Source organism: Pseudomonas sp. M30-35 (genome assembly GCF_002163625.1).
GTDB lineage: Bacteria > Pseudomonadota > Gammaproteobacteria > Pseudomonadales > Pseudomonadaceae > Aquipseudomonas.
In genome coordinates this window covers 4,388,951-4,408,288 of sequence record NZ_CP020892.1, presented here as the reverse complement: position 1 = coordinate 4,408,288, position 19,338 = coordinate 4,388,951, and the positions used below count along the sequence as shown (strand labels likewise).

Here is a 19,338-nt window from a genome sequence, read left to right as displayed (position 1 = left end):
TATGTTGGATATCCAGACGATTTCCCTGATTTTGCTGGCAGGTATATTTATTCTGTTGGCCATTGGTATGCCACTGGGTTTTGCATCAGCCTCACTGGCTGTACTGGTGCTGTTTCTCAAGTTCGGTGACAGCGTCTTTATGCATTTTGGCAGTGGTCCGCTGAACATTCTGAGTCAGCGTATTTATGGCTTGTTAACAGACTATGTATTGATATCGATCCCCCTGTTCATATTCATGGCGAACCTGTTTGAGCGAACCGGAATTGCCTCGGAAATGTACAGCTCATTGAACGCATGGCTCAGCCGAACACGTGGCGGGATTGCTGTTGTGACCTGCATCATGGCCGTCATTATGGCGGCTATGTCAGGTATTATCGGTGGCGAGATCGTGCTGTTAGGGCTGATTGCCTTACCGCAAATGCTGCGCCTTGGTTATAACCAGAACCTTGCAGTGGGAACCATTTGTGCTGGTGGTTCACTCGGTACCATGATCCCGCCTTCAATCGTCCTAATCATGTATGGACTGGTCACCGAAACCTCAATCAAGGCGCTGTTTACTGCGAGTTTTCTGCCGGGTTTTTTGCTGGCGGGCCTGTACATTGTTTATATCCTCGTGCGTACTCGCCTGCGGCCAGAGGAGGCACCACTCCCGGAAGTGACTGCCGACACTATACCGGGACGAGAAACGGGGCTGCTGTTCCTGACCTTTTTGTTAAAACTCACCACAGTAGTGAGCGGGTTGTTTTTGCTGTGGCGTGCCCTGGGCTGGGCCACGAGGCGTAGTGTCACGACCGGTGTCGATGCCGCTTTGCTGTCAGGACTCACTCGCGGAACTATTGTGGCCGCTGGTCTGTTGCTATTGTCGTGGTTGCTGTCGCGCTTTGTTATGGGTGCAGAGCGACAGCGTTTGGCATGGAAAATGGGGAGCGGGCTGGTCGCGCCAATGGTTGTCATTGGAGTGGTGCTGGGTTCTATATATGGTGGCATCACCGGTATTACCGAGGCAGCCTGCATGGGCGTTGTGGCCGTCCTGCTGCTGGGGATTATCCGTCGCAGCCTGACTTGGGAGCATGTATGGGACAGTCTGATGCGGACCATTCGTGCCACCGGGAGCATCTTGTGGGTAACAATAGGTGCAACAACCTTGGCTGGGGCTTATACCATTGCCGGTGGACCGGCCTTTATTGCCAGTAGCATCGTTGATCTTTCGCTGTCACCCATGGGTGTGATTCTGGTGATGATGCTGATCTTTCTGCTGCTTGGCGCGCTGATGGACTGGGTTGGTATCGTGCTGTTGGTTATGCCGGTATTCCTGCCCGTGGTACTGAAGCTACCTGCCGAGGGTATTGGTTTGATTGGCGGCATAGATCCGCAGCATGTTGCGGTGTGGTTCGGTGTGCTGTTTTGCATGAACATGCAGGTCAGCTTCTTGTCACCACCCTTTGGTCCCGCTGCTTTTTTCCTGAAGTCTGTGGCTCCAGCAGGAATTACCCTGCAGCAAATTTTCCGTAGTTTCGTGCCCTTCATTGCCATTCAGGTTTTTGCTTTGCTGATGCTGCTATGCTGGCCATCTCTCGTAACTGCATTGTTGTAAAGTGAAGGTTATTGCTGTGGCGAACTGGCCTGCGGTCAAGCTAGATGACCGCCCTTACCCCTTGAGCTAGGGCGGCCTGACCATACCTTTGCGCTGCGCAATTCAACTCAATCACGAGCCGCTATGTGTCGCGATTGGCTCGCGCGCCAACGCCTCGGCGACAAAGTCGAGGCGGTCTTGACCGAAGTACAATTCATCGCCAACAAAAAAGCTCGGTGCACCAAATACGCCGCGTTTGACGGCTTCCTCGGTATTGGCTTTCAAGCGTTCCTTGACTGCTTCGTCGGCTACCAGTCGCACGAACTCTTCAGGGTCGAACCCTGCGGCGGTCAACGCCTGTGCGATTTGTTGCGGATCGGCAAGATCCTTTCTTTGCACCCACATCGCTTCAAACACGGTTTTTACATACAGCTCAAAGCGCTCGTCCTCCAAATAACCGGCTGCACCGCGCATCAAGGTCAAGGTGTTGATCGGAAAGTTTGGGTTGAACGTCAGCGGGACGTCGTAGCGTTTAGCGAAGCGGCCGAGGTCTTGCAGCATATAGCGACCTTTGGCTGGCACTTGTATCGGTGAACTGTTGCCAGTGGCTTTGAACACGCCGCCCAGTAACATTGGCCGCCAGTTAATTTGCGCACCTGCTTGCGCTGCAATCTGCGGTAACTGGGTCCAGGCTAGATAGCTCGCGGGGCTGCCAAAGTCGAAGAAAAATTCAACCTGTTTACTCATCGGGTAACTCCTATTGTTTTTCTGTTGCGCGCGGCTTTAAAAGGTTTCCATCCACGGCCGTAAATCCAGCTCATGCGTCCAGCTATCGCGCGGTTGGCAATGCAATTGCCAGTAGCTGTCGGCGATGTGTTCGGGGTTGAGAATGCCGTCTTGCTCTTTGCGCGCGTAGTGCTCCGGGAAATTCTCACGAATAAATGCAGTGTCGATGGCGCCGTCGATAATTGGGTGGGCCACATGGATACCTTGCGGTCCGAGTTCGCGGGCCATGCTTTGAGCCAGTGCACGCAAAGCAAACTTAGCCCCGGCGAAAGCACAGAATCCTTTGCCGCCGCGTAAAGAGGCCGTCGCACCAGTGAAGATGATGGTGCCTTGTCCGCGTGGCAGCATCACTTTGGCTGCTTCACGGCCGGTTAAAAAACCGGCTAGCGTGGCCATCTCCCAGACCTTGCGGTAGACGCGTTCGGTGGTTTCAGTGATTGAGAAGTTTACGTTGGCGCCGATGTTGAAGATCACCGCGTGCAGCGGGCCTATTTCACGCTCAATCGTGGCGAACATCTCAATCACTTGTTCTTCAATCCGGGCGTCACAGCCAAACGCCCGGGCAGTGCCGCCAGCCTGCTCAATGCTCTCGACCAAGGGCTGCAGCTTTTCAGCATTGCGTCGGGCCACGCAGGTGACGAAGCCCTCACGGGCAAACCGTTTAGCGATCTCGCCACCGGTCGCGTCGCCAGCGCCTACCACCAAAACTGCTTTGCGTTGAGTTGTCATTGTTATTCCGCCTTCGGGTTCTGTTTTGGAACTTGCCTTGATAGTCGGTTCCATTTTGGAACCTGTCAAGCTATTCTTAGTAACGGATTGGTGGAGGCAATACATGCGCTGGGAAGAACTTGATCAACAACCATGCTCCTTGGCCCGCACCTTATCGGTAGTCGGCGATCGCTGGACGTTGCTGGTGCTGCGCGAATGTTTTATGGGCATTCGCCGTTTTGACGACTTTGAACAGCGCCTTGGCGTGACGCGGCATCTATTGTCTGATCGTCTAAAGAAGCTGGTTGAAGCGCAGGTGTTGAGCAAACAGGCCTATCAACAGCGGCCTGTGCGCGAGGAATATCGGCTAACAGCTAAAGGACGCGATCTGTATCCCGCGATTATGGCGCTGGTGCATTGGGGTGATGTGCACATGAGCGAGGAGGATGAAGCGCCAATTCGCCATCGTCATACTGCTTGCGGCGAGCAGATGCACGGGCTGATGGTCTGCTCGCACTGTGCTGAGCCGTTGCGGGCGCAAGACGTGCAATTGGAGGAATCGCCAAAGTATCGCGGCAAGCTGCTGCCTGCGCATTGGTCAGTGCGCAGGCTGGCGACTGAAGTGTCTCTCAACCTTAAAAGAGGCGAGCGAGCAGGGCGGTAACGGCTGTCTCGACGCGCAGGATACGCTCGCCAAGCTGCACCGGGGCAAGGCCTGCCTCATGCAGCTTTTCGACCTCATAAGGAATCCAGCCGCCTTCAGGGCCAATCGCGAGGGTGACTGGGCGCTCCACCGCCCGTGGGCACGCGGGGTAATCACCGGGGTGTCCGACCAGCCCCAGGCTGTCGCCAACGATCTGTACCAGATGGTCTTCGACAAAGGGTTTGAAGCGTTTTTCGATGCGGATCTCAGGCAGCACCGTATCGCGGGCTTGTTCCAATCCTAAAATCAATTGCTCGCGAATCGCCTCTGGCTGCAGGAATGGCGTCTGCCAAAAGCTTTTCTCAACCCGGTAGCTATTGAGTAGCACTACGTGGGCAACGCCCATGGAACTGATGGTTTGTAGCACACGGCGCAACATTTTCGGACGGGGTAGCGCGAGCAATAGCGTCAGTGGCAGCTTCGCTGGCGGCGCTTGATCAAGCTCGAACTGGATATGCGCTTGCTGCGTGTCCATCTGCAGAATCTGGGCATTGCCCATCAGCCCATTGATGCGCCCCACACGCAGCGTGTCACCGGCCTCGGCGCGATGCACTTCCTGCATGTGCTTGAGTCGCCGGCCGCTGAGAATGGCCTGGTCGGCGCTAATACAATCGCTGTCTTCGAGTAGCAGCAGGTTCACGGTTTGGTAGCAGGCGGCTGGTCCGCTTCATCGTTTGCTTCGCTGGGGGCTTGTTCTTCGGCTTCTTGTTCCCCGCGGCGCTTAACCATCGCGCCGCAGAGCAGGCCTGCTTCAAACAGCATCCACATGGGCACGGCGAGCAAGGTTTGCGAGAAAATGTCGGGCGGCGTCAGAACCATGCCGATAGCAAAGCAGCCGACCACCACATAGGGCCGCCCTTTGCGCAGGGTCGGCACATCAACAATGCCAACCCAGATCAGCAGGAAGGTCGCGACCGGAATCTCGAAGGCTACGCCGAAAGCGAAGAACAGGGTCAATACAAAGTCGAGGTACTGGCCTATGTCCGTCATCATCTCGACCCCTTCCGGGGTGACGCTGGCGAAGAAGCCAAACATGATCGGGAAGACCACGAAGTAGGCGAACGCCATACCGCCGTAGAACAGTAAGATGCTGGAAATCAGCAACGGCACAGCAATGCGTTTTTCGTGCTTGTACAGACCGGGCGCAATAAAGCCCCAAATCTGATGCAGGATCACCGGGATCGCGAGGAACAGTGCGACCATCAGGGTCAGCTTGAACGGTGTCAGGAACGGCGACGCCACCCCAGTTGCGATCATCGTCGCGCCAACTGGTAAGTAGGTGCGCAGCGGTGCGGCCACCAGCGCGTAGATATCTTGCGAGAAGTAAAACAGTCCAGCGAAAAGGATGAATATCGCAACCACGCAGCGCAGGAGGCGAGTGCGCAGTTCGGTCAGGTGCGAGACGAGTGGCATCTCATCGTCTTGATCAGGTAATCGGCTCATGGTTGTTGGGCTTTATCCTGGCTGGCAGCAGTGCTGGGCTCTGTGGCTGAGGGAGTGGCTGCGGGCAAGGGTTCACTCGGCGAACTTGGCTCGGGCGCTGCGCTCGGGGTCTCGCCAAAGGGTGCTGGAGCCGCGTCGCTTGGCTCAACGGCAGTGGCCGTTTGCGGTGTTTCGGCGGTGGGTTTAGTTGAGCTTTTGCCTGGGGCGAGAATGTCGTTCTTCATCGCCTTCATTTCGCGCTCAAGCTCGAGAATCTGCTCATTGTGTAATTGGCGACGAATTTCATCCGCGCCAATTTCGCGCTCAACATCAGCTTTGATTGCGTTGAAGCTGCGTTTGATCCGGCCAATCCATAAGCCCGCTGTACGTACTGCGCCCGGCAAACGCTCGGGGCCGAGCACGACCAGTGCAACAAGTCCGCACAAAAGCAGTTCAGTGAAACCGATATCAAACATGAGAGCTGACTCTTTGGACCTGTAACACAGGACCTGCTGGAGAGCGGGTGAGCAGCCAGCAGATGCTACGCATTAGTGCTGCGCGGCATCCGGGCGGGCCGTTTGGATCAAGCGAGCTGACTAAAGAATACTTAGTCTTTCTTGGTTGGGTCTTCAACCTTGCGCGCCTGAGCGTCAAAGGTCTGGCCTTTTTCGTCCTCAACCGGCGGTTTGTCCGCGTCTTCATTGCCCATCGACTTACGGAACCCTTTGATTGCATCGCCGAGGTCAGAACCGACACCTTTCAAGCGCTTGGTGCCGAACAACATGACTACGATCAGCAGGATAATCAGAAGCTGCCAAATGCTAATTCCACCGAAACCCATGATGTTTACTCCGATTTAAATAAGGTTTAGGACTCTGAACGTGCAGCTTTTTCTGCGTGTCCAGACAATCCAAAGCGTCGATCCAATTCGTCCAGCACAGCTTGAGGGTGTTGCCCAAGGGCGGCAAGCATAACCATGCTGTGAAACCACAGATCGGCTGTTTCGTAAATTACGTCGCTGCAATCGCCACTGATGGCAGCATCCTTCGCGGCGAGGATGGTTTCAACTGATTCTTCGCCGACTTTCTCTAAAATCTTGTTTAAACCTTTGTCATACAGGCTTGCTACATACGAGGAATCTGCCGCCGCGCCTTTGCGCGACTCAAGTACTTCAGCCAGGCGGGTCAGGGTGTCAGTCATGGCTGTGTCCTTCGGCATAGATTGCTTTTGGGTCTTTGATGACCGCGTCGACTGTTTTCCACGCGCCATTTTCAAATACGCGATAGAAGCAGCTTTCACGCCCAGTATGGCAAGCGATTCCGCCGAGCTGCTCGACTTTGAGAATGATCACATCGGCATCGCAATCCAGACGCAGCTCATGGAGCTTTTGTACGTGACCGGATTCCTCGCCTTTGCGCCACAGTTTGCCACGCGAGCGTGACCAGTAAATGGCGCGGTTCTCGCTGGCGGTCAGAGCCAGTGCCTCACGGTTCATCCAGGCCATCATCAGGATACGGCCACTTTGATGATCCTGAGCAATCGCCGGAACCAAACCATCGCTGTTCCAATTTATTTCATCAAGCCAATCGTTCATTGCAGATTCCGCCCAATTCGGGCTTTTCGAGTCTCTAGTTTGCCAGTACGGCTCGGGCGTGGCTATCGGCGCAGTACCAGATAAATACCTGCCACGAGCATTGTCCAGACCGGCCATGCGATCAGATCAAGCAGCAAACCCTGGTTAACCGCGCCAGCAATCAGTACGCCACCGAGCAGACGAGTGGGCCACGTATGGCTTGGCTCGACCGTTTTAACGGTAAGTTGCTGCTGGTTGAGCTTCTCCAGTGTATCGCGGGCAATCTGCGACAGGTGCGGCACCTGCTCTGCTTGTTGTTGCAGATTGCGTAGCAAATGCAGCGGGCTGATTCGCTCACGCATCCAGCGCTCTAAAAATGGCTGGGCGGTGCTCCACAAGTCAAGGTCTGGGTAAAGCTGGCGACCGAGACCTTCAATGTTGAGCAAGGTCTTTTGCAGCAGCACCAACTGCGGCTGGACTTCCATATTGAAGCGTCGTGCGGTCTGGAACAGGCGCATCAACAGCTGACCGAAGGAAATATCCTTGAGTGGTCGCTCGAAAATAGGCTCGCAGACGGTGCGGATTGCCGCCTCGAAATCATTGACCTTGGTTTGCGCGGGAACCCAGCCTGAGTCGATGTGCAATTGTGCGACGCGGCGATAGTCACGCTTGAAGAATGCCAGCAGATTACGCGCCAAATAGTCCTGATCCTCTGGGGTCAGGCTGCCAATGATGCCGCAATCGATAGCAATGTACTTTGGGTTCCAGGGTTGGCTGGTGCTGACGAAGATATTGCCGGGGTGCATGTCGGCGTGGAAAAAACTGTGGTCGAACACCTGAGTAAAGAAAATCTCTACCCCACGCTCAGCCAGAAGCTTCATGTCCGTGCGTTGGTCAGCCAACGTCGCCAGGTCGGTCACAGGGATGCCGTATATGCGCTCCATGACCAGCACTTTCGGGCGGCAATAATCCCAGTAGATTTGCGGCACATAAAGCAGGGGCGAACCTTCAAAGTTACGTCGCAGCTGACTCGCATTCGCGGCTTCGCGCAGCAGATCCAATTCGTCGTAAATAGTTTTCTCGTAATCGCTAACCACTTCTACCGGGCGCAAGCGTCGAGCATCAGCAGACGCTTTCTCAGCAACCTTGGCGATGATGAACAACCAGGCGATATCTTGGCGAATCACCGGTTTGAGGCCGGGGCGGATTACCTTGATCACCACTTCTTCACCGGTTTTCAGCCGAGCTGCGTGAACCTGAGCCACTGAAGCGGATGCCAGTGGCTGTGGATCAAAACGGGCAAAGGTGTCGGCTACCTTGGCGCCGAGCTGCTCTTCGATAAGTGCCAGGGAATGCGCAGGATCGAACGGTGGTACTTGATCTTGCAGCTTGGTCAGCTCATCGGCGACGTCGAGCGGCATCAGGTCGCGGCGGGTGGAGAGCAGCTGGCCAAACTTGATGAAAATTGGCCCGAGTTCTTCAAGGGATAAGCGTAAGCGCTCACCGCGGCTTAGACCCAAGTCCTTGCGCGGTAACCATCGCCACGGCAGGGCATAGCTGAGCACGCGCAGCCACAGCGGCAACGGTAAGGCAAAGAGTAAGTCATCAAGCTGATAGCGGATGATTACACGCAGAATTCGAAACAAGCGACGTACGGCGAGCAGCTTCATTCTTTGGGCTTACTACGTTGGGCGAGACGTTCGATGCGCGCATCGAGACGGTCGAGGGCTAACTTGAGGTCATCCAGTTCAGTGAAGCGTGCATTGGCTTCACGTTGTCCAACCAGGGTGCGTGATTCTTCGCTGAGATAATCGGCGAGGTTCAAACGCAAGGTATCGAGTGTTTGCGAAGTCCAGCTAGCGCGGCTGCGCAGGTGGCTACCCAGGAGTTGGCTGCCGACTGGACCGAGCCAGCGTGACAGTTCGTATTCCCAGTCGAGTTCGAGGTCTTGAAGTACGGCGCTAAGGTCGAGCAATACTGCGCTGTCGCCTTCGAGCTCAACTTCCGGGCTGTGCAGCACCGCTGTTTTATCGCTGCTGGTGGCCAGGCGAATCAAACTGGATGCGGGCGCACGTAACCGGCAATCAACGTCACCTTCCCAGTGGGCGGCAAGCATCAGTCCTTCACCGTCGGGCATGATGAACAGGCTCAATGCTGGCGCCTGACAGTCAACTGCGATCACCTTGCCAGCCAGAGGCTCAAGACGCGGCAGAGCAGTGCTGTCCAGCGCCAGCACCCGGTTGAGGCCGGCTTCAACACCAGCCAGTAGCCCACTCAGCAACATCAGGGTTTGATACCCCGGTGCAGCGCGACAATACCACCGGTCATGTTGTGGTACGTGGTGCGCTCAAAACCGGCATCGACCATCATCGCCTTCAACGTGTCTTGATCGGGATGCATGCGGATCGACTCAGCCAGATAGCGGTAGCTTTCCGAGTCATTGGTGATCAGCTTGCCCATCAGCGGCATAAAGGTGAATGAGTAACGATCGTAGATTTTCGAGAGCATGGCGCTTGATGGCTTGGAGAACTCCAGAATCAACAAGCGTCCACCCGGCTTGAGCACCCGCAACATCGAACGCAGAGCGTCCTCTTTATGGGTCACGTTGCGCAGGCCAAAGGCGATGGTCACGCAGTCAAAGTGGTTATCCGGGAATGGCAGTTTTTCGGCGTCCGCCTGAACAAATTTGACGTTGCCAGCAACGCCGCGATCAAGCAGGCGGTCACGGCCGACTTTAAGCATCGAGTCATTGATGTCCGCCAGGACCACTTCGCCAGTAGGGCCGACCAAGCGTGAGAACTGGCGCGTGAGGTCGCCAGTGCCGCCCGCGATGTCGAGCACCTTGTTGCCGACACGAACGCCGGACAGTTCAATGGTAAAGCGCTTCCACAGGCGGTGCATGCCGCCAGAAAGCAGGTCATTCATGACGTCGTATTTTGCTGCCACCGAGTGGAACACTTCTGCGACTTTTTCAGCCTTTTGGCTTTCCGGCACGTCTTTAAAGCCAAAGTGTGTGGTCGGTTCGCTGTCGCTGTTCTTGCGCGGATCGTTCATGTTGCGCTCACTTGAATCATAGTGAGCGCCATTCTAAACCCGCGACATGGTTTATGTCTTGGCATGCGCTATATGGCCGCGAGCAGAGCGACCAATTGGCCTGCTATAGTCAGGCCCATTAGGGTCAAAGTCACGAGGAAGCCAATGGCTAAAATTGACATTCAACGGCCACATTCACTGGGTCGCGATGGCGCCCGGGAGAAGGCTGAATATCTTGCAGAGCGCTTATCCAACGAATATGGCGTGCGTTATCAATGGAACGGTGATGTGCTCGAATTCAAGCGCAGCGGCGCTGACGGTCGAATTGAGGTTGGCGAGGACCAGGTCCGCGTGCAACTCAGCCTTGGTTTAATGCTCTCGGCATTGAGCGGCACGATCAAGCGCGAGATTGAGCAGGTGCTGGACAAGCATCTCGCCTAGCCGTTTGGGGTTGCGCATTAATTGCAGCTCTTAGTATGTAGTTTCTAATTTTCATCGATATGGTGTGTCTCAAGCCTGCACTTTGTGGGCGTTTCCTCTAAATATTTTGAGTGAGGTGCACCATGTCAAAAGTTGCTATCAAAAAGAAAGTTGTTGTCGAAGACAGCGCCACTGTGCTGACCGACGCCAAAATCTATGCGCGTAAAATCTGGCTTGCTGGTTTGGGCGCATACGCCAAAGCCGGTCAGGAAGGCGTTGAGTATTTGAAAGAACTGATCAAGACCGGTGAAGGTGTTGAGCAGAAAGGCAAAAAAATTGTGGATGAACAAGTTGATGCGGCTAACAGTCAAATCGACAGCGTGAAAAGCAATGTGCGCAGTAATGTCAGCAGCGTTAAAGGCAAAGTTGAATTGCAACTCGACAAAATCGAGAAGGCGTTCGACACTCGTGTTGCCTCCGCTCTGAACCGTATTGGTATTCCGTCAAAGCAGGACATCGATGTTCTCTCTGCTAAGCTGGATGAGCTGAGTGCTTTGCTTGATCACGTCTCGCGTACCAAATAAGGAGAGTCGGATGGCTGTTAAAAAGAAAGTCGAAAAAGAAGCTAGTTCGTGGATCGGTGGCGTAGAGCGTTACTCTCGTCAAATTTGGCTGGCCGGTTTGGGCGCCTACTCCAAAGTCAGCAAGGACGGCACTAAGCTGTTCGATACGTTGGTCAAGGATGGCGAGAAAGCTGAGAAGCAAGCCAAGACCGAAGTCGACAAACAAGTGGGTGCTGCTAAATCTTCCGTTGACTCACGTGTAGGTTCTGCCAAGTCGAAAGTCGACGAAGTACGTGGCCGGGCAATTGGCAAGTGGGGCGAGCTGGAAGAGGCTTTTGACAAGCGTTTGAACAATGCTATTTCGCGTCTTGGTGTTCCGAGCCGCAATGAAGTGAAAGCGCTTAACGCAAAAGTTGAAAGCCTGACCAAGCAAATCGAAAAGCTCACCGGCGTTTCGGTTAAATCGGTTAAGCCTGCGGCCAAACCTGCGCCTAAAACTGCGGCTAAGCCAGCACCAAAAGCAGCGGCTAAACCTGCGGCGAAAAAGCCAGTCGCCAAGGCGGCAGCCAAGCCTGCGGCAAAAGCTGTGGCTAAGCCTGCTGCTAAACCGGCCGTTAAAGCAGCTGCGAAACCTGCGCCTAAGCCTGCGGTTAAAACCGCTGCAAAACCTGCTGCTAAGCCGGTTGCCAAACCAGCGGCAAAGAAGCCAGCAGTGCGCAAGCCAGCGGCTAAGCCAGCAGCCAAACCAACTGCAGCTAAACCCGCAGCTACCGCTACACCGGCCACACCTGCTGCGCCAGCAGCGGCTACACCGGCAGCAACTCCAGCGACGCCTACTACACAGTCGTAAGCGTTTAGCGATTAAACAAAAAGCCCGGCATTTGTGCCGGGCTTTTTGCTATCTGCGAACTAGTTTTCCAAGTAGCGCTGGGCAAGGTGCTCGGCGGCAAACCGTGACTCGGCGTTCAAGTGCGGTGCAACCAGCATCATCACCTGGTAGACCACTAAACGGCTTTCGCCTTCATTGCCGACGATGCGTTGGTAGTCGAGTGAGAACAGCAGTGTCAGGGTTATCTGCTCAACAAGTTGGCCAAGGGATTGGGTGTCGCTGAGCAGTTGATCTTCAGCTTTGAGCCGCCCAAGCAAAGCTGCTAGCGTGCGCTTGAGCGCGTTAAGCCAGTGGCGCATGCCGCGGGCAATTTTCGGCAGGCGTCCGGTCAGGTTGGATAAATCCTGGAATAGAAAACGGTAGTTGGCCATGCGCTCGACAATCAAGTGCAGGAACAGCCAGTAATCCTCAACATCCAGTTGTGCGTCTTCGGGTGGGTCAAGCAAAGGTGCAAGTTCAGCTTGAAAACGCTCAAAGAGCTCGTTGATTAAAGGTTCTTTTCCGTGGAAGTGGTAATACAGGTTGCCCGGGCTAATGCCGAGCTCGTTAGCGATTTCAAGGGTTGAAACATTAGGCTCGCCCTCTTGGTTGAACAACATCAGGGCGCATTCGAGAATCCGTTCACGAGTTTTCATGCTGGTTTCTTATTGTTGATGCTCATGGCCTCAAGATAACTGTGTCACGCGGTTTCGACCAGTAGCAGGTTGTGCTCGCATTGCGAGTTGCCTGGGTGCGCCAGGAAACTCCCTAGCGCACATGCACGTAATTACCGGGCGCGTCTGCCAACAGTGGGTGGTTCTGATCACCAATGGCCATAATGGTTTCGCGCTGAGTGCCCGAGCGCGCTTGAATCCACTCCAACCATAGAGGCCACCAACTGCCTTGCTGGTTTTTTGCATCGTAATACCAGGCGCGAGGGTCCGAGGTGAGTTTGGGGTTCTCGAAGAAGTTAGCCTTAGGATTGCCTGGCGGGTTAAGAATGCTTTGGATATGCCCGCTGTTCGACAAAATGAAGCGTCGGTCGCCACCGAGCAGCAGGGTCGAGCGATAGACAGCATCCCACGGGGTGATGTGGTCATTGATCCCCGCGACGTTAAAGCTGTCGACGTTGACCTTCTGCATATCAATCGGCGTGCCGCAAATCTCCAGGGCGCCGGCTCGGGTCAACGGGTTGTACTTGAAGAACTCGATCAAATCGCCATGCAGCGCTGCTGGCAGACGCGTGTTGTCGTTATTCCAGTAAAGGATGTCGAAGGCGGGCGGTAACTTGCCCATCAAGTAGTTATTGACCCAGTAATTCCAGATCAAGTCATTGGGCCGCATCCAGGCAAATACCTTGGCCATGTCACGGCCATCGAGTACACCTTGTTGATAGGAGCGCCGCTTGGCTGCTTCAAGCGTCTTCTCGTCGGCAAATAACATTGCCGGGCTTTCGATCTGGCTGTCGAGCAGGCTGACCATATAGGTTGAGCTGGAGATTTTTCGCAGTTGGCGTTTAGCCTGCAAATGCCCTTGCAGCGCGGCAATGGTCAAGCCACCAGCACAGGCACCGAGCAGGTTAACGTCTTTGCTGCCGGTAATGGCGCGGCAGGCATCAAGCGCCTCTTCAAGTGCTTGCACATAGCTTGAAAGGCCCCACTCGCGATGTTGTGGGTCAGGGTTGCGCCAGCTGACAACAAAGGTTTGCAGGTTGTTTTTCAGGGCGTACTGGATGAAGCTCTTCTCAGGCGACAGGTCAAAAATATAGAACTTGTTGATCTGCGGCGGCACGATAAGCAGTGGTTTGGCGTACTGCTTTTCGCTCATCGGTTTGTACTGGATCAACTCCAGCATTTCGTTGCGAAACACCACCGAACCGGGCGTCGTTGCCAGGTTCCGACCGACCTCAAATGCATGCTTGCTGACTTGGCTGGGCATGCCGCCGTTGTTCAGCAAATCATCAAGCAGATGGTTGAGTCCTTTGAAAACGCTGCTGCCGCCACTGTTGAAAAGCTCTTTCAGGGCCAGTGGGTTGAGCAAGCTATTGGACGGTGATAGCGCATCGCTCAACAACGACGAAACAAAGCGCGCGCGAGTGCGGTCATCGGCCGACAGCGCGCTTTCATCTATCCAGCTGTTCAGCTGTTTTTGCCATGCCAGATAGGCTTGCAAGCTGCGGCGGTAGAAGGGGTTGAGGTGCCAGGTCGGGTCACTGAAACGGCTGTCGTGTGGGTTGACCTTGTGCGGCGTATCGCCGACCAGCACGCGACCTAGCTGACTGCCAAATGCTAGCAAATGCTTGGCACTGTGTACTGGCTGTTTAAGTCCTTGCAGCGCTAGAACACGGAATGTAGAGATAACATCGCGACCGCGAAGGCCAGAAATAGCGTTTTGCGCATTCATGGCTCTGGCCGAACTTGGCAAGCTGCTTTTGCTAATTTTATCAGGCATGAAATAACACTCCGTCGTTATTTTGCTGCGAATCCTTGTGTGCTTTTCTGTGCTATTGAGCTGGGTTGAGCAACTTCAAAGCAGTAGATGAGTGCATACAAGGACGCCAGGACTCATTGTTTTATATTGAGCAGCAAGGCTTGTACCAATGTGGCTAAACCTGCATTGCAGAGCCTGTGAGTTCTGCAGGCAAAAAACCATCTAGCGCTTAAATGAGTCAACTATAGGCAGCAAGCACTACAAGAGTGCGACAGTCTCATGACTGCCGCTTACCTGATTAATGGGTTGAGGTCGCAACAGGGACGGGATGCATGACTGCGCGTTGACGCTCTTCGTCGAGGAATTTCATGATGATCGGCGCAACAGTTTCAGCGCGGGTCACGAGAAATAGATGACCGTCATCGATCACATGCAACTCAGCATTTGGAATACGCCAAGCCAGCAGCCGCATATTGATCAACGGAATAATGGGGTCGTCATCACCGGCCAGCACCAGTGTGGGTTGACGAATCTTGTGCAGCCAGTGAATGCTGGTCCAACCCAGGCCTGCGAACAGTTGCCAGTAGTAACCGACTTTGCCTGATGAGCGCACTTTACTGGCATGGGCCATAGCCAGCTTCGGGTCACGGCGAAATGCACCGCCGTAGATGGTTGGCGCAATTTGTACGCCGTATGAGGGCTGGATATAGCGACGAGGACTGGCCATGCGCAGCAATACTTTAGGTTTTCCCGGAACCATTACTGCGCCCGCTGCCGTCGCTGCCAAAACCAGTTTTTTGCAACGTTCGGGGTAGTCGTGAGCAAACTGCTGAGCTAGCGCGCCCCCCCAGGATACGCCGATGACATTGACCTGACCGTAATCGAGGTAGTCGAGCATCCGCGCTGCCAGTTTGGCGAGCCCGGGAAAGCGATACGGTGTGCTGGGTGTTGATGAACCACCAACCCCAGGCACATCGAAAGCGATGACTTCGAGTTCGGGGTCGAGTGCTTTAACGAACGGCATGACCAACTCAAGGTTGGCGCCGATGCCGTTGAAGATCAGCAGCGGCGCTATCTTGCTATTACCGGGGCGAACCGCGGTACGGATTGTCTGGCCATCCAGTTCGATGGTGCGAAATACAAATGGTAGCGACATACGCATAGCCCTATCAGTTAAACCGTCGGCAAAGACGGTTCTGGCTGTATTCATAGCCACCAGATCATTCTGGTTCGCTGAGTTTCAATGAGCAGCGCTATATAGCGCTGCGGGCATCAGTGCGCAGTGCGCAGTTAGTTAACGTTCGTGTACGTAGGTACCCGGTGCGGCTTCACCCGCTGGGTATTTTTTATTGCCAAGCTGGGCTTTTGCCGGTTTGGTCTTCCCTGAGCGTTCAGCTAGCCATTGTTGCCAGTGCAGCCACCAGGAGTCGGTGTGTTTGGTGGCGCTTGCCTGCCAGTCTTTGGCCTCATCCGGCATTTCGGTATTGGTCATGTAGCGTGACTTGGGGTTGCCAGGCGGGTTGAGAATGCTCTGGATGTGGCCGCTGCTCGAAAGCACAAACTCACAATTGCCACCAAATAACTTGGCTGACTTGTAGCAAGACTCCCAAGGAGTGATGTGGTCAGCGCTACCTGCAACGCAAAACAGATCACTTTTAACCTGTTTAAGGTCAATCGGCGTGCCGCAGACTTCAAGTGCGCCCGCGCGTGTCAGCGGATTGGTGACGAACATATCAATGAACTCGCCATGCAAGGCCGCTGGCAAGCGTGTAGTGTCATTGTTCCAGTACAGGATATCGAAAACAGGCGGCTCGTTACCCAGTAAGTAATTGTTGACCCAATAATTCCAGATCAAGTCATTGGGGCGCATCCAGGCAAATACTTTCGCCATGTCGCTGCCCTCAAGCACGCCTGCTTGGTATGAGCGACGTTTTGCGGCCTCCAGGGTTTTTTCATCGGCGAACAGCGCGACCTGAGAATCTAGCTGGGTGTCGAGCACACTCACCAGTAAGGTCAGGGCATGGACTTTCTGCTCGCCCAATGCGGCGTAATGGCCGAGTAACGAGGTGGTGGTCAAGCCGCCAGAACAGGCGCCAAGCATGTTGATATCTTTACTGCCGGTAATGGCGCTGACCACATCAATCGCTTCTTTAAGCGCTTCGATATAGGTGCTCAGGCCCCACTCGCGCTGGGCTTTAGTCGGGTTGCGCCAACTGACGACGAAGGTCTGCACGCCGTTGCGCAAAAGAAACAGCGCAACGCTTTTTTCTGTCGACAAGTCGAATACATAGAACTTGTTGATTTGCGGCGGAACGACCAGCAGTGGCCGCTCGTGAACTTGCTCGGTGACGGGCGAGTATTGAATCAGTTCGAGCAAGTCATTACGAAAGACCACAGCGCCTTCTGTGGTGGCCAGATTTTTACCGACCTCGAAGGCAGACATATTAACTTGGCTGGGCATACCGCCGTTATTGACGATGTCTTTGGCGAGGTGTGAGAGACCGTCGAGCAGGCTTTTGCCGCCCGTCTCAAAGAAACGTTTGACCGCCATTGGATTCGCCAGCGTGTTGCTTGGCGCCATGGCTTCAGTCATGAGGTTGACCACGAAATGGCCGCGGCTGGCATCTTGTGGCGATAAGGTACTTTCGTCGATCCAGTGGTGCAGTTCTTTGCGCCACGCCAAATAGGTCTGCAGGTAGCGTTTGTAGAGTGGGTTCTGGCTCCAGGCTGGGTCGCTGAAACGGCGGTCAGTGGGGTCGGCCTGTAAGTCAGACTGGCCAAACATAACGTTCTTAAGCTCAAGGCCAAAGTGCGCGGCATGCTTGGCACTGTGTAAGGGTTGTTTTAGCGCAAGGGACAGGACCATCCGCGCCGATGTGAGCAGGTCTTTACCGCGGATTCCAACAACGGGATTGAGCCCAAGGGTGTTCTCTGAAGCTTGATGCTTCAGCGCATCATTATTTTTATCAACCATTTGACGCTCCATTGTCCTAAGACACCTACCTCAATTGCATTATGCACGTGGCCATAATGAAGAGCTTGGCATGACTCGAGTTACCGTATGCAATCAACATGACGACTGTATGCCGCTGGATGCTCCAGATGCAGGTAACTTGCCAGTTACTTGGTTACCCGAGTTTTTACGTTTGCGCAAGACACACGTGCACTGCTTTGGGTGAAAAGCAGTATGCCTTCAGAGATTAGAAAATGCGTTCTAACTGTGCAGCGATAGCTGACTGCGGGCGCTGGAGTGACAGATTTGGTGCGCGGCATCTTGATATAGAGCATGCCGCAGAAAATCGTACCCTGAGGTATTACTGCATGAGCCGCACAATCGACTCGTTGGGGTCGCGTGACTTGCCAGCGGCTTGCAGCTCTGCGAGGTAGTCTGACCAGAGCTGATCCTGACGAGTGGCAAGCTGGTAAAGGTAGTCCCAGCTGAAAAGCCCGCTGTCATGGCCGTCATCGAAGCACAGTTTTAGTGCGTAGTTGCCTGCGGGTTCGATGCTGCTCAAACCGACGTTAATCTTACCGGTTTGCAGGATTGGATTGCCGTGTCCCTGCACCTCTGCAGAAGGCGAATGGACGCGTAAAAACTCGGCAGACAAGGTGTAGCTGTCCTCGGCGTATTTCAGCGTCAGGGTTTTCGATGCTTTGTGCAGTTCGATTGCGCTGGGAATTTTCGCCATGGTCATTGCTTACGCCGTGCTGATGGTTAAAGGCAGTCGTTGGTCTTGCGCAGGGTGCGACAACGCGAAGCTTGTCCACCATGTGCTCAAGATCAAAACATCCAAGTGTTAGTTACTTACTCGATTGTCTGTCGGCAAAAGGGTGGATGAAAAGCATCATCCACCCTTACAGTCTAGCCAGTTTGGTGGGTAAAAAAGCATTACCCATCCTACGACATAGTTAGAGAATATAGCGCGACAGATCTTCGTCTTCGGCCAGTTCGCCCAAGTGGTTGTTGACGTAAGCCGCGTCGATCTGGATTGGCTTGCCAGTATGCTCGGCCGCTATATCGCCAGCGCTGAACGACACTTCTTCGAGCAGGCGCTCAAGCAAGGTGTGCAGGCGACGAGCCCCAATGTTTTCGGTCTTTTCGTTGACCTGCCAGGCAATCTCAGCAATACGCTTAATACCATCGCCGACAAACTCGATACCCAGCCCTTCGGTGTTGAGAAGGGCTGCGTATTGCTCGGTCAGTGATGCATGGGGTTCGGTGAGAATTCGCTCGAAGTCTTCTGGGCTCAAGGCTTTCAGTTCGACGCGAATGGGCAGGCGACCCTGCAGCTCTGGCACCAGATCACTCGGCTTGCTCAGGTGGAAGGCGCCGGAGGCAATAAACAGGATGTGGTCGGTCTTGACCATGCCCAGTTTAGTGTTGACGGTGCAGCCTTCGATCAGTGGTAGCAAGTCACGTTGCACACCTTCGCGCGATACATCAGCACCGCCGGTGTTGCCGCGCTTGGCGACTTTGTCGATTTCGTCGATGAAAACAATACCGTGCTGTTCAACGGCTTCCAGCGCACGAGTCTTGAGCTCTTCTTCATTAACCAGGCGCGCCGCTTCTTCGTCGCGAACCATCTTCAAAGCATCTTTAACTTTGAGCTTACGGCTCTTGGTTTTGCCTTTACCCATGTTCGAGAACAGGTTTTGCAGCTGGTTGGTCATTTCTTCCATGCCCGGAGGGGTCATGATTTCGATACCGGCTGGGCTGTCTGCGATTTCGATTTCGATTTCTTTGTCATCCAGCTCGCCTTCACGCAAGCGCTTGCGAAACAGTTGGCGAGTGTTGGAATCAGTGGCTGGAGCGGCTTCCTCTTGGAAACCCGAACGCGCAGGTGGGAGCAGGGCATCGAGAATGCGATCTTCGGCAGCATCTTCGGCGCGGTGGCGCACGCGGATGATTTCCTGCTCGCGAAGCATTTTTAGTGCGGCATCTGCCAGATCGCGAATGATCGATTCAACATCGCGGCCGACATAGCCCACTTCGGTGAATTTGGTCGCTTCGACCTTGAGGAATGGCGCGTTAGCCAGCTTAGCCAGACGTCGGGCTATTTCTGTTTTACCGACCCCGGTCGGGCCAATCATCAAGATGTTCTTGGGCGTGACTTCAGCACGCAACTCAGCAGGCAGCTGCATGCGTCTCCAGCGGTTACGCAAGGCAATCGCAACAGCACGCTTGGCGTCATCCTGGCCAATAATATGGCGATTCAGTTCGTGGACAATTTCACGGGGTGTCATGGACATGGATAAGGG

At 54.5% G+C, this 19,338-nt stretch carries 22 protein-coding genes; 5 read left to right on the top strand and 17 right to left on the bottom strand.

From position 1 onward, the window contains the following. Nucleotide 1 precedes the first annotated feature (1 nt). A complete protein-coding gene (locus tag B9K09_RS20250; RefSeq protein WP_218191973.1) occupies nucleotides 2-1,594 on the top strand; it encodes a TRAP transporter large permease subunit in 1,593 nt (530 codons plus the stop codon). Between the two features lie 111 nt (nucleotides 1,595-1,705). Here B9K09_RS20250 and B9K09_RS20245 read toward each other — a convergent pair whose 3' ends face one another. Together B9K09_RS20245 and B9K09_RS20240 are read right to left on the bottom strand one after the other, a co-directional pair. Then, nucleotides 1,706-2,320: a 2-hydroxychromene-2-carboxylate isomerase gene (locus B9K09_RS20245; RefSeq protein WP_087518495.1), complete on the bottom strand. Its 615-nt coding sequence runs from the start codon at nucleotides 2,318-2,320 to the stop codon at nucleotides 1,706-1,708. 36 nt (nucleotides 2,321-2,356) lie between these two features. Further along, a complete protein-coding gene (locus B9K09_RS20240) occupies nucleotides 2,357-3,088 on the bottom strand; it encodes an SDR family oxidoreductase (protein WP_087518494.1) in 732 nt (243 codons plus the stop codon). A gap of 103 nt (nucleotides 3,089-3,191) precedes the next feature. On the opposite strand from B9K09_RS20240, the gene B9K09_RS20235 reads away from it, so the two are divergent. Further along, a complete protein-coding gene (locus tag B9K09_RS20235) occupies nucleotides 3,192-3,731 on the top strand; it encodes a helix-turn-helix domain-containing protein (protein WP_087518493.1) in 540 nt (179 codons plus the stop codon). Here B9K09_RS20235 and B9K09_RS20230 read toward each other — a convergent pair. The 9 genes from B9K09_RS20230 to ubiE form a co-directional block, all read right to left on the bottom strand. Further along, on the bottom strand, nucleotides 3,703-4,410 hold the full coding sequence (locus B9K09_RS20230; RefSeq protein WP_087518492.1) for a 16S rRNA (uracil(1498)-N(3))-methyltransferase: 708 nt from the start codon (nucleotides 4,408-4,410) through the stop codon (nucleotides 3,703-3,705). The genes B9K09_RS20235 and B9K09_RS20230 overlap by 29 nt on opposite strands. Further along, the gene (tatC, locus tag B9K09_RS20225) at nucleotides 4,407-5,213 is read right to left on the bottom strand and encodes a twin-arginine translocase subunit TatC (protein WP_087518491.1); all 807 of its coding nucleotides are present in this window, start codon (nucleotides 5,211-5,213) and stop codon (nucleotides 4,407-4,409) included. The genes B9K09_RS20230 and tatC overlap by 4 nt, the downstream gene beginning before the upstream one ends. After that, nucleotides 5,210-5,668 carry a Sec-independent protein translocase protein TatB gene (gene tatB, locus B9K09_RS20220; RefSeq protein WP_087518490.1) on the bottom strand — a complete coding sequence of 153 codons (459 nt, stop codon included), beginning with the start codon at nucleotides 5,666-5,668 and terminating at the stop codon, nucleotides 5,210-5,212. Before tatB ends, tatC begins: the two co-directional genes overlap by 4 nt. A 131-nt stretch (nucleotides 5,669-5,799) precedes the next feature. After that, the gene (gene tatA, locus B9K09_RS20215) at nucleotides 5,800-6,033 is read right to left on the bottom strand and encodes a twin-arginine translocase TatA/TatE family subunit (RefSeq protein WP_087518489.1); all 234 of its coding nucleotides are present in this window, start codon (nucleotides 6,031-6,033) and stop codon (nucleotides 5,800-5,802) included. A gap of 26 nt (nucleotides 6,034-6,059) precedes the next feature. Continuing rightward, entirely contained in the window at nucleotides 6,060-6,392 is a 333-nt protein-coding gene (locus B9K09_RS20210) for a phosphoribosyl-ATP diphosphatase (protein ID WP_087518488.1), read from the bottom strand. Beyond that, nucleotides 6,385-6,786 carry a phosphoribosyl-AMP cyclohydrolase gene (gene hisI, locus B9K09_RS20205; protein WP_087518487.1) on the bottom strand — a complete coding sequence of 134 codons (402 nt, stop codon included), beginning with the start codon at nucleotides 6,784-6,786 and terminating at the stop codon, nucleotides 6,385-6,387. The genes B9K09_RS20210 and hisI overlap by 8 nt, the downstream gene beginning before the upstream one ends. Before the next feature lie 62 nt (nucleotides 6,787-6,848). Then, nucleotides 6,849-8,435 (bottom strand): ubiquinone biosynthesis regulatory protein kinase UbiB, encoded by a 1,587-nt coding sequence (gene ubiB / locus B9K09_RS20200; RefSeq protein WP_087518486.1) that lies wholly within the window; start codon nucleotides 8,433-8,435, stop codon nucleotides 6,849-6,851. Next, complete coding sequence (locus tag B9K09_RS20195; RefSeq protein ID WP_087518485.1) at nucleotides 8,432-9,049, bottom strand: SCP2 domain-containing protein; 618 nt, start codon at nucleotides 9,047-9,049, stop codon at nucleotides 8,432-8,434. Before B9K09_RS20195 ends, ubiB begins: the two co-directional genes overlap by 4 nt. Then, a complete protein-coding gene (gene ubiE / locus B9K09_RS20190; protein WP_087518484.1) occupies nucleotides 9,049-9,819 on the bottom strand; it encodes a bifunctional demethylmenaquinone methyltransferase/2-methoxy-6-polyprenyl-1,4-benzoquinol methylase UbiE in 771 nt (256 codons plus the stop codon). The genes B9K09_RS20195 and ubiE overlap by 1 nt, the downstream gene beginning before the upstream one ends. 144 nt (nucleotides 9,820-9,963) lie before the next feature. Between ubiE and B9K09_RS20185 the strand changes: the two genes are divergently transcribed. From B9K09_RS20185 to B9K09_RS20175, 3 genes are all read left to right on the top strand, one after another. Continuing rightward, the gene (locus B9K09_RS20185) at nucleotides 9,964-10,239 is read left to right on the top strand and encodes a polyhydroxyalkanoic acid system family protein (RefSeq protein ID WP_087518483.1); all 276 of its coding nucleotides are present in this window, start codon (nucleotides 9,964-9,966) and stop codon (nucleotides 10,237-10,239) included. A gap of 122 nt (nucleotides 10,240-10,361) precedes the next feature. After that, complete coding sequence (locus B9K09_RS20180) at nucleotides 10,362-10,802, top strand: phasin family protein (RefSeq protein WP_087518482.1); 441 nt, start codon at nucleotides 10,362-10,364, stop codon at nucleotides 10,800-10,802. Between the two features lie 10 nt (nucleotides 10,803-10,812). Further along, the gene (locus B9K09_RS20175) at nucleotides 10,813-11,631 is read left to right on the top strand and encodes a phasin family protein (RefSeq protein ID WP_087518481.1); all 819 of its coding nucleotides are present in this window, start codon (nucleotides 10,813-10,815) and stop codon (nucleotides 11,629-11,631) included. A 59-nt stretch (nucleotides 11,632-11,690) separates the two neighbouring features. On the opposite strand, the gene B9K09_RS20170 is transcribed toward B9K09_RS20175, so the two are convergent. From B9K09_RS20170 to hslU, 6 genes are all read right to left on the bottom strand, one after another. Next, on the bottom strand, nucleotides 11,691-12,305 hold the full coding sequence (locus tag B9K09_RS20170; RefSeq protein ID WP_087518480.1) for a TetR/AcrR family transcriptional regulator: 615 nt from the start codon (nucleotides 12,303-12,305) through the stop codon (nucleotides 11,691-11,693). Between the two features lie 112 nt (nucleotides 12,306-12,417). After that, on the bottom strand, nucleotides 12,418-14,100 hold the full coding sequence (gene phaC, locus B9K09_RS20165; RefSeq protein WP_087518479.1) for a class II poly(R)-hydroxyalkanoic acid synthase: 1,683 nt from the start codon (nucleotides 14,098-14,100) through the stop codon (nucleotides 12,418-12,420). Between the two features lie 277 nt (nucleotides 14,101-14,377). Next, a complete protein-coding gene (gene phaZ / locus B9K09_RS20160) occupies nucleotides 14,378-15,235 on the bottom strand; it encodes a poly(3-hydroxyalkanoate) depolymerase (protein WP_087519203.1) in 858 nt (285 codons plus the stop codon). A 138-nt stretch (nucleotides 15,236-15,373) separates the two neighbouring features. Further along, entirely contained in the window at nucleotides 15,374-17,053 is a 1,680-nt protein-coding gene (phaC, locus tag B9K09_RS20155) for a class II poly(R)-hydroxyalkanoic acid synthase (RefSeq protein ID WP_087518478.1), read from the bottom strand. Nucleotides 17,054-17,393: 340 nt separating this feature from the next. Then, nucleotides 17,394-17,768, bottom strand: a complete 375-nt coding sequence (locus B9K09_RS20150; RefSeq protein ID WP_087519201.1) for a gamma-butyrobetaine hydroxylase-like domain-containing protein — start codon at nucleotides 17,766-17,768, stop codon at nucleotides 17,394-17,396. A 220-nt stretch (nucleotides 17,769-17,988) separates the two neighbouring features. Beyond that, the gene (gene hslU, locus B9K09_RS20145; protein WP_087518477.1) at nucleotides 17,989-19,329 is read right to left on the bottom strand and encodes an ATP-dependent protease ATPase subunit HslU; all 1,341 of its coding nucleotides are present in this window, start codon (nucleotides 19,327-19,329) and stop codon (nucleotides 17,989-17,991) included. Nucleotides 19,330-19,338: the final 9 nt, after the last annotated feature.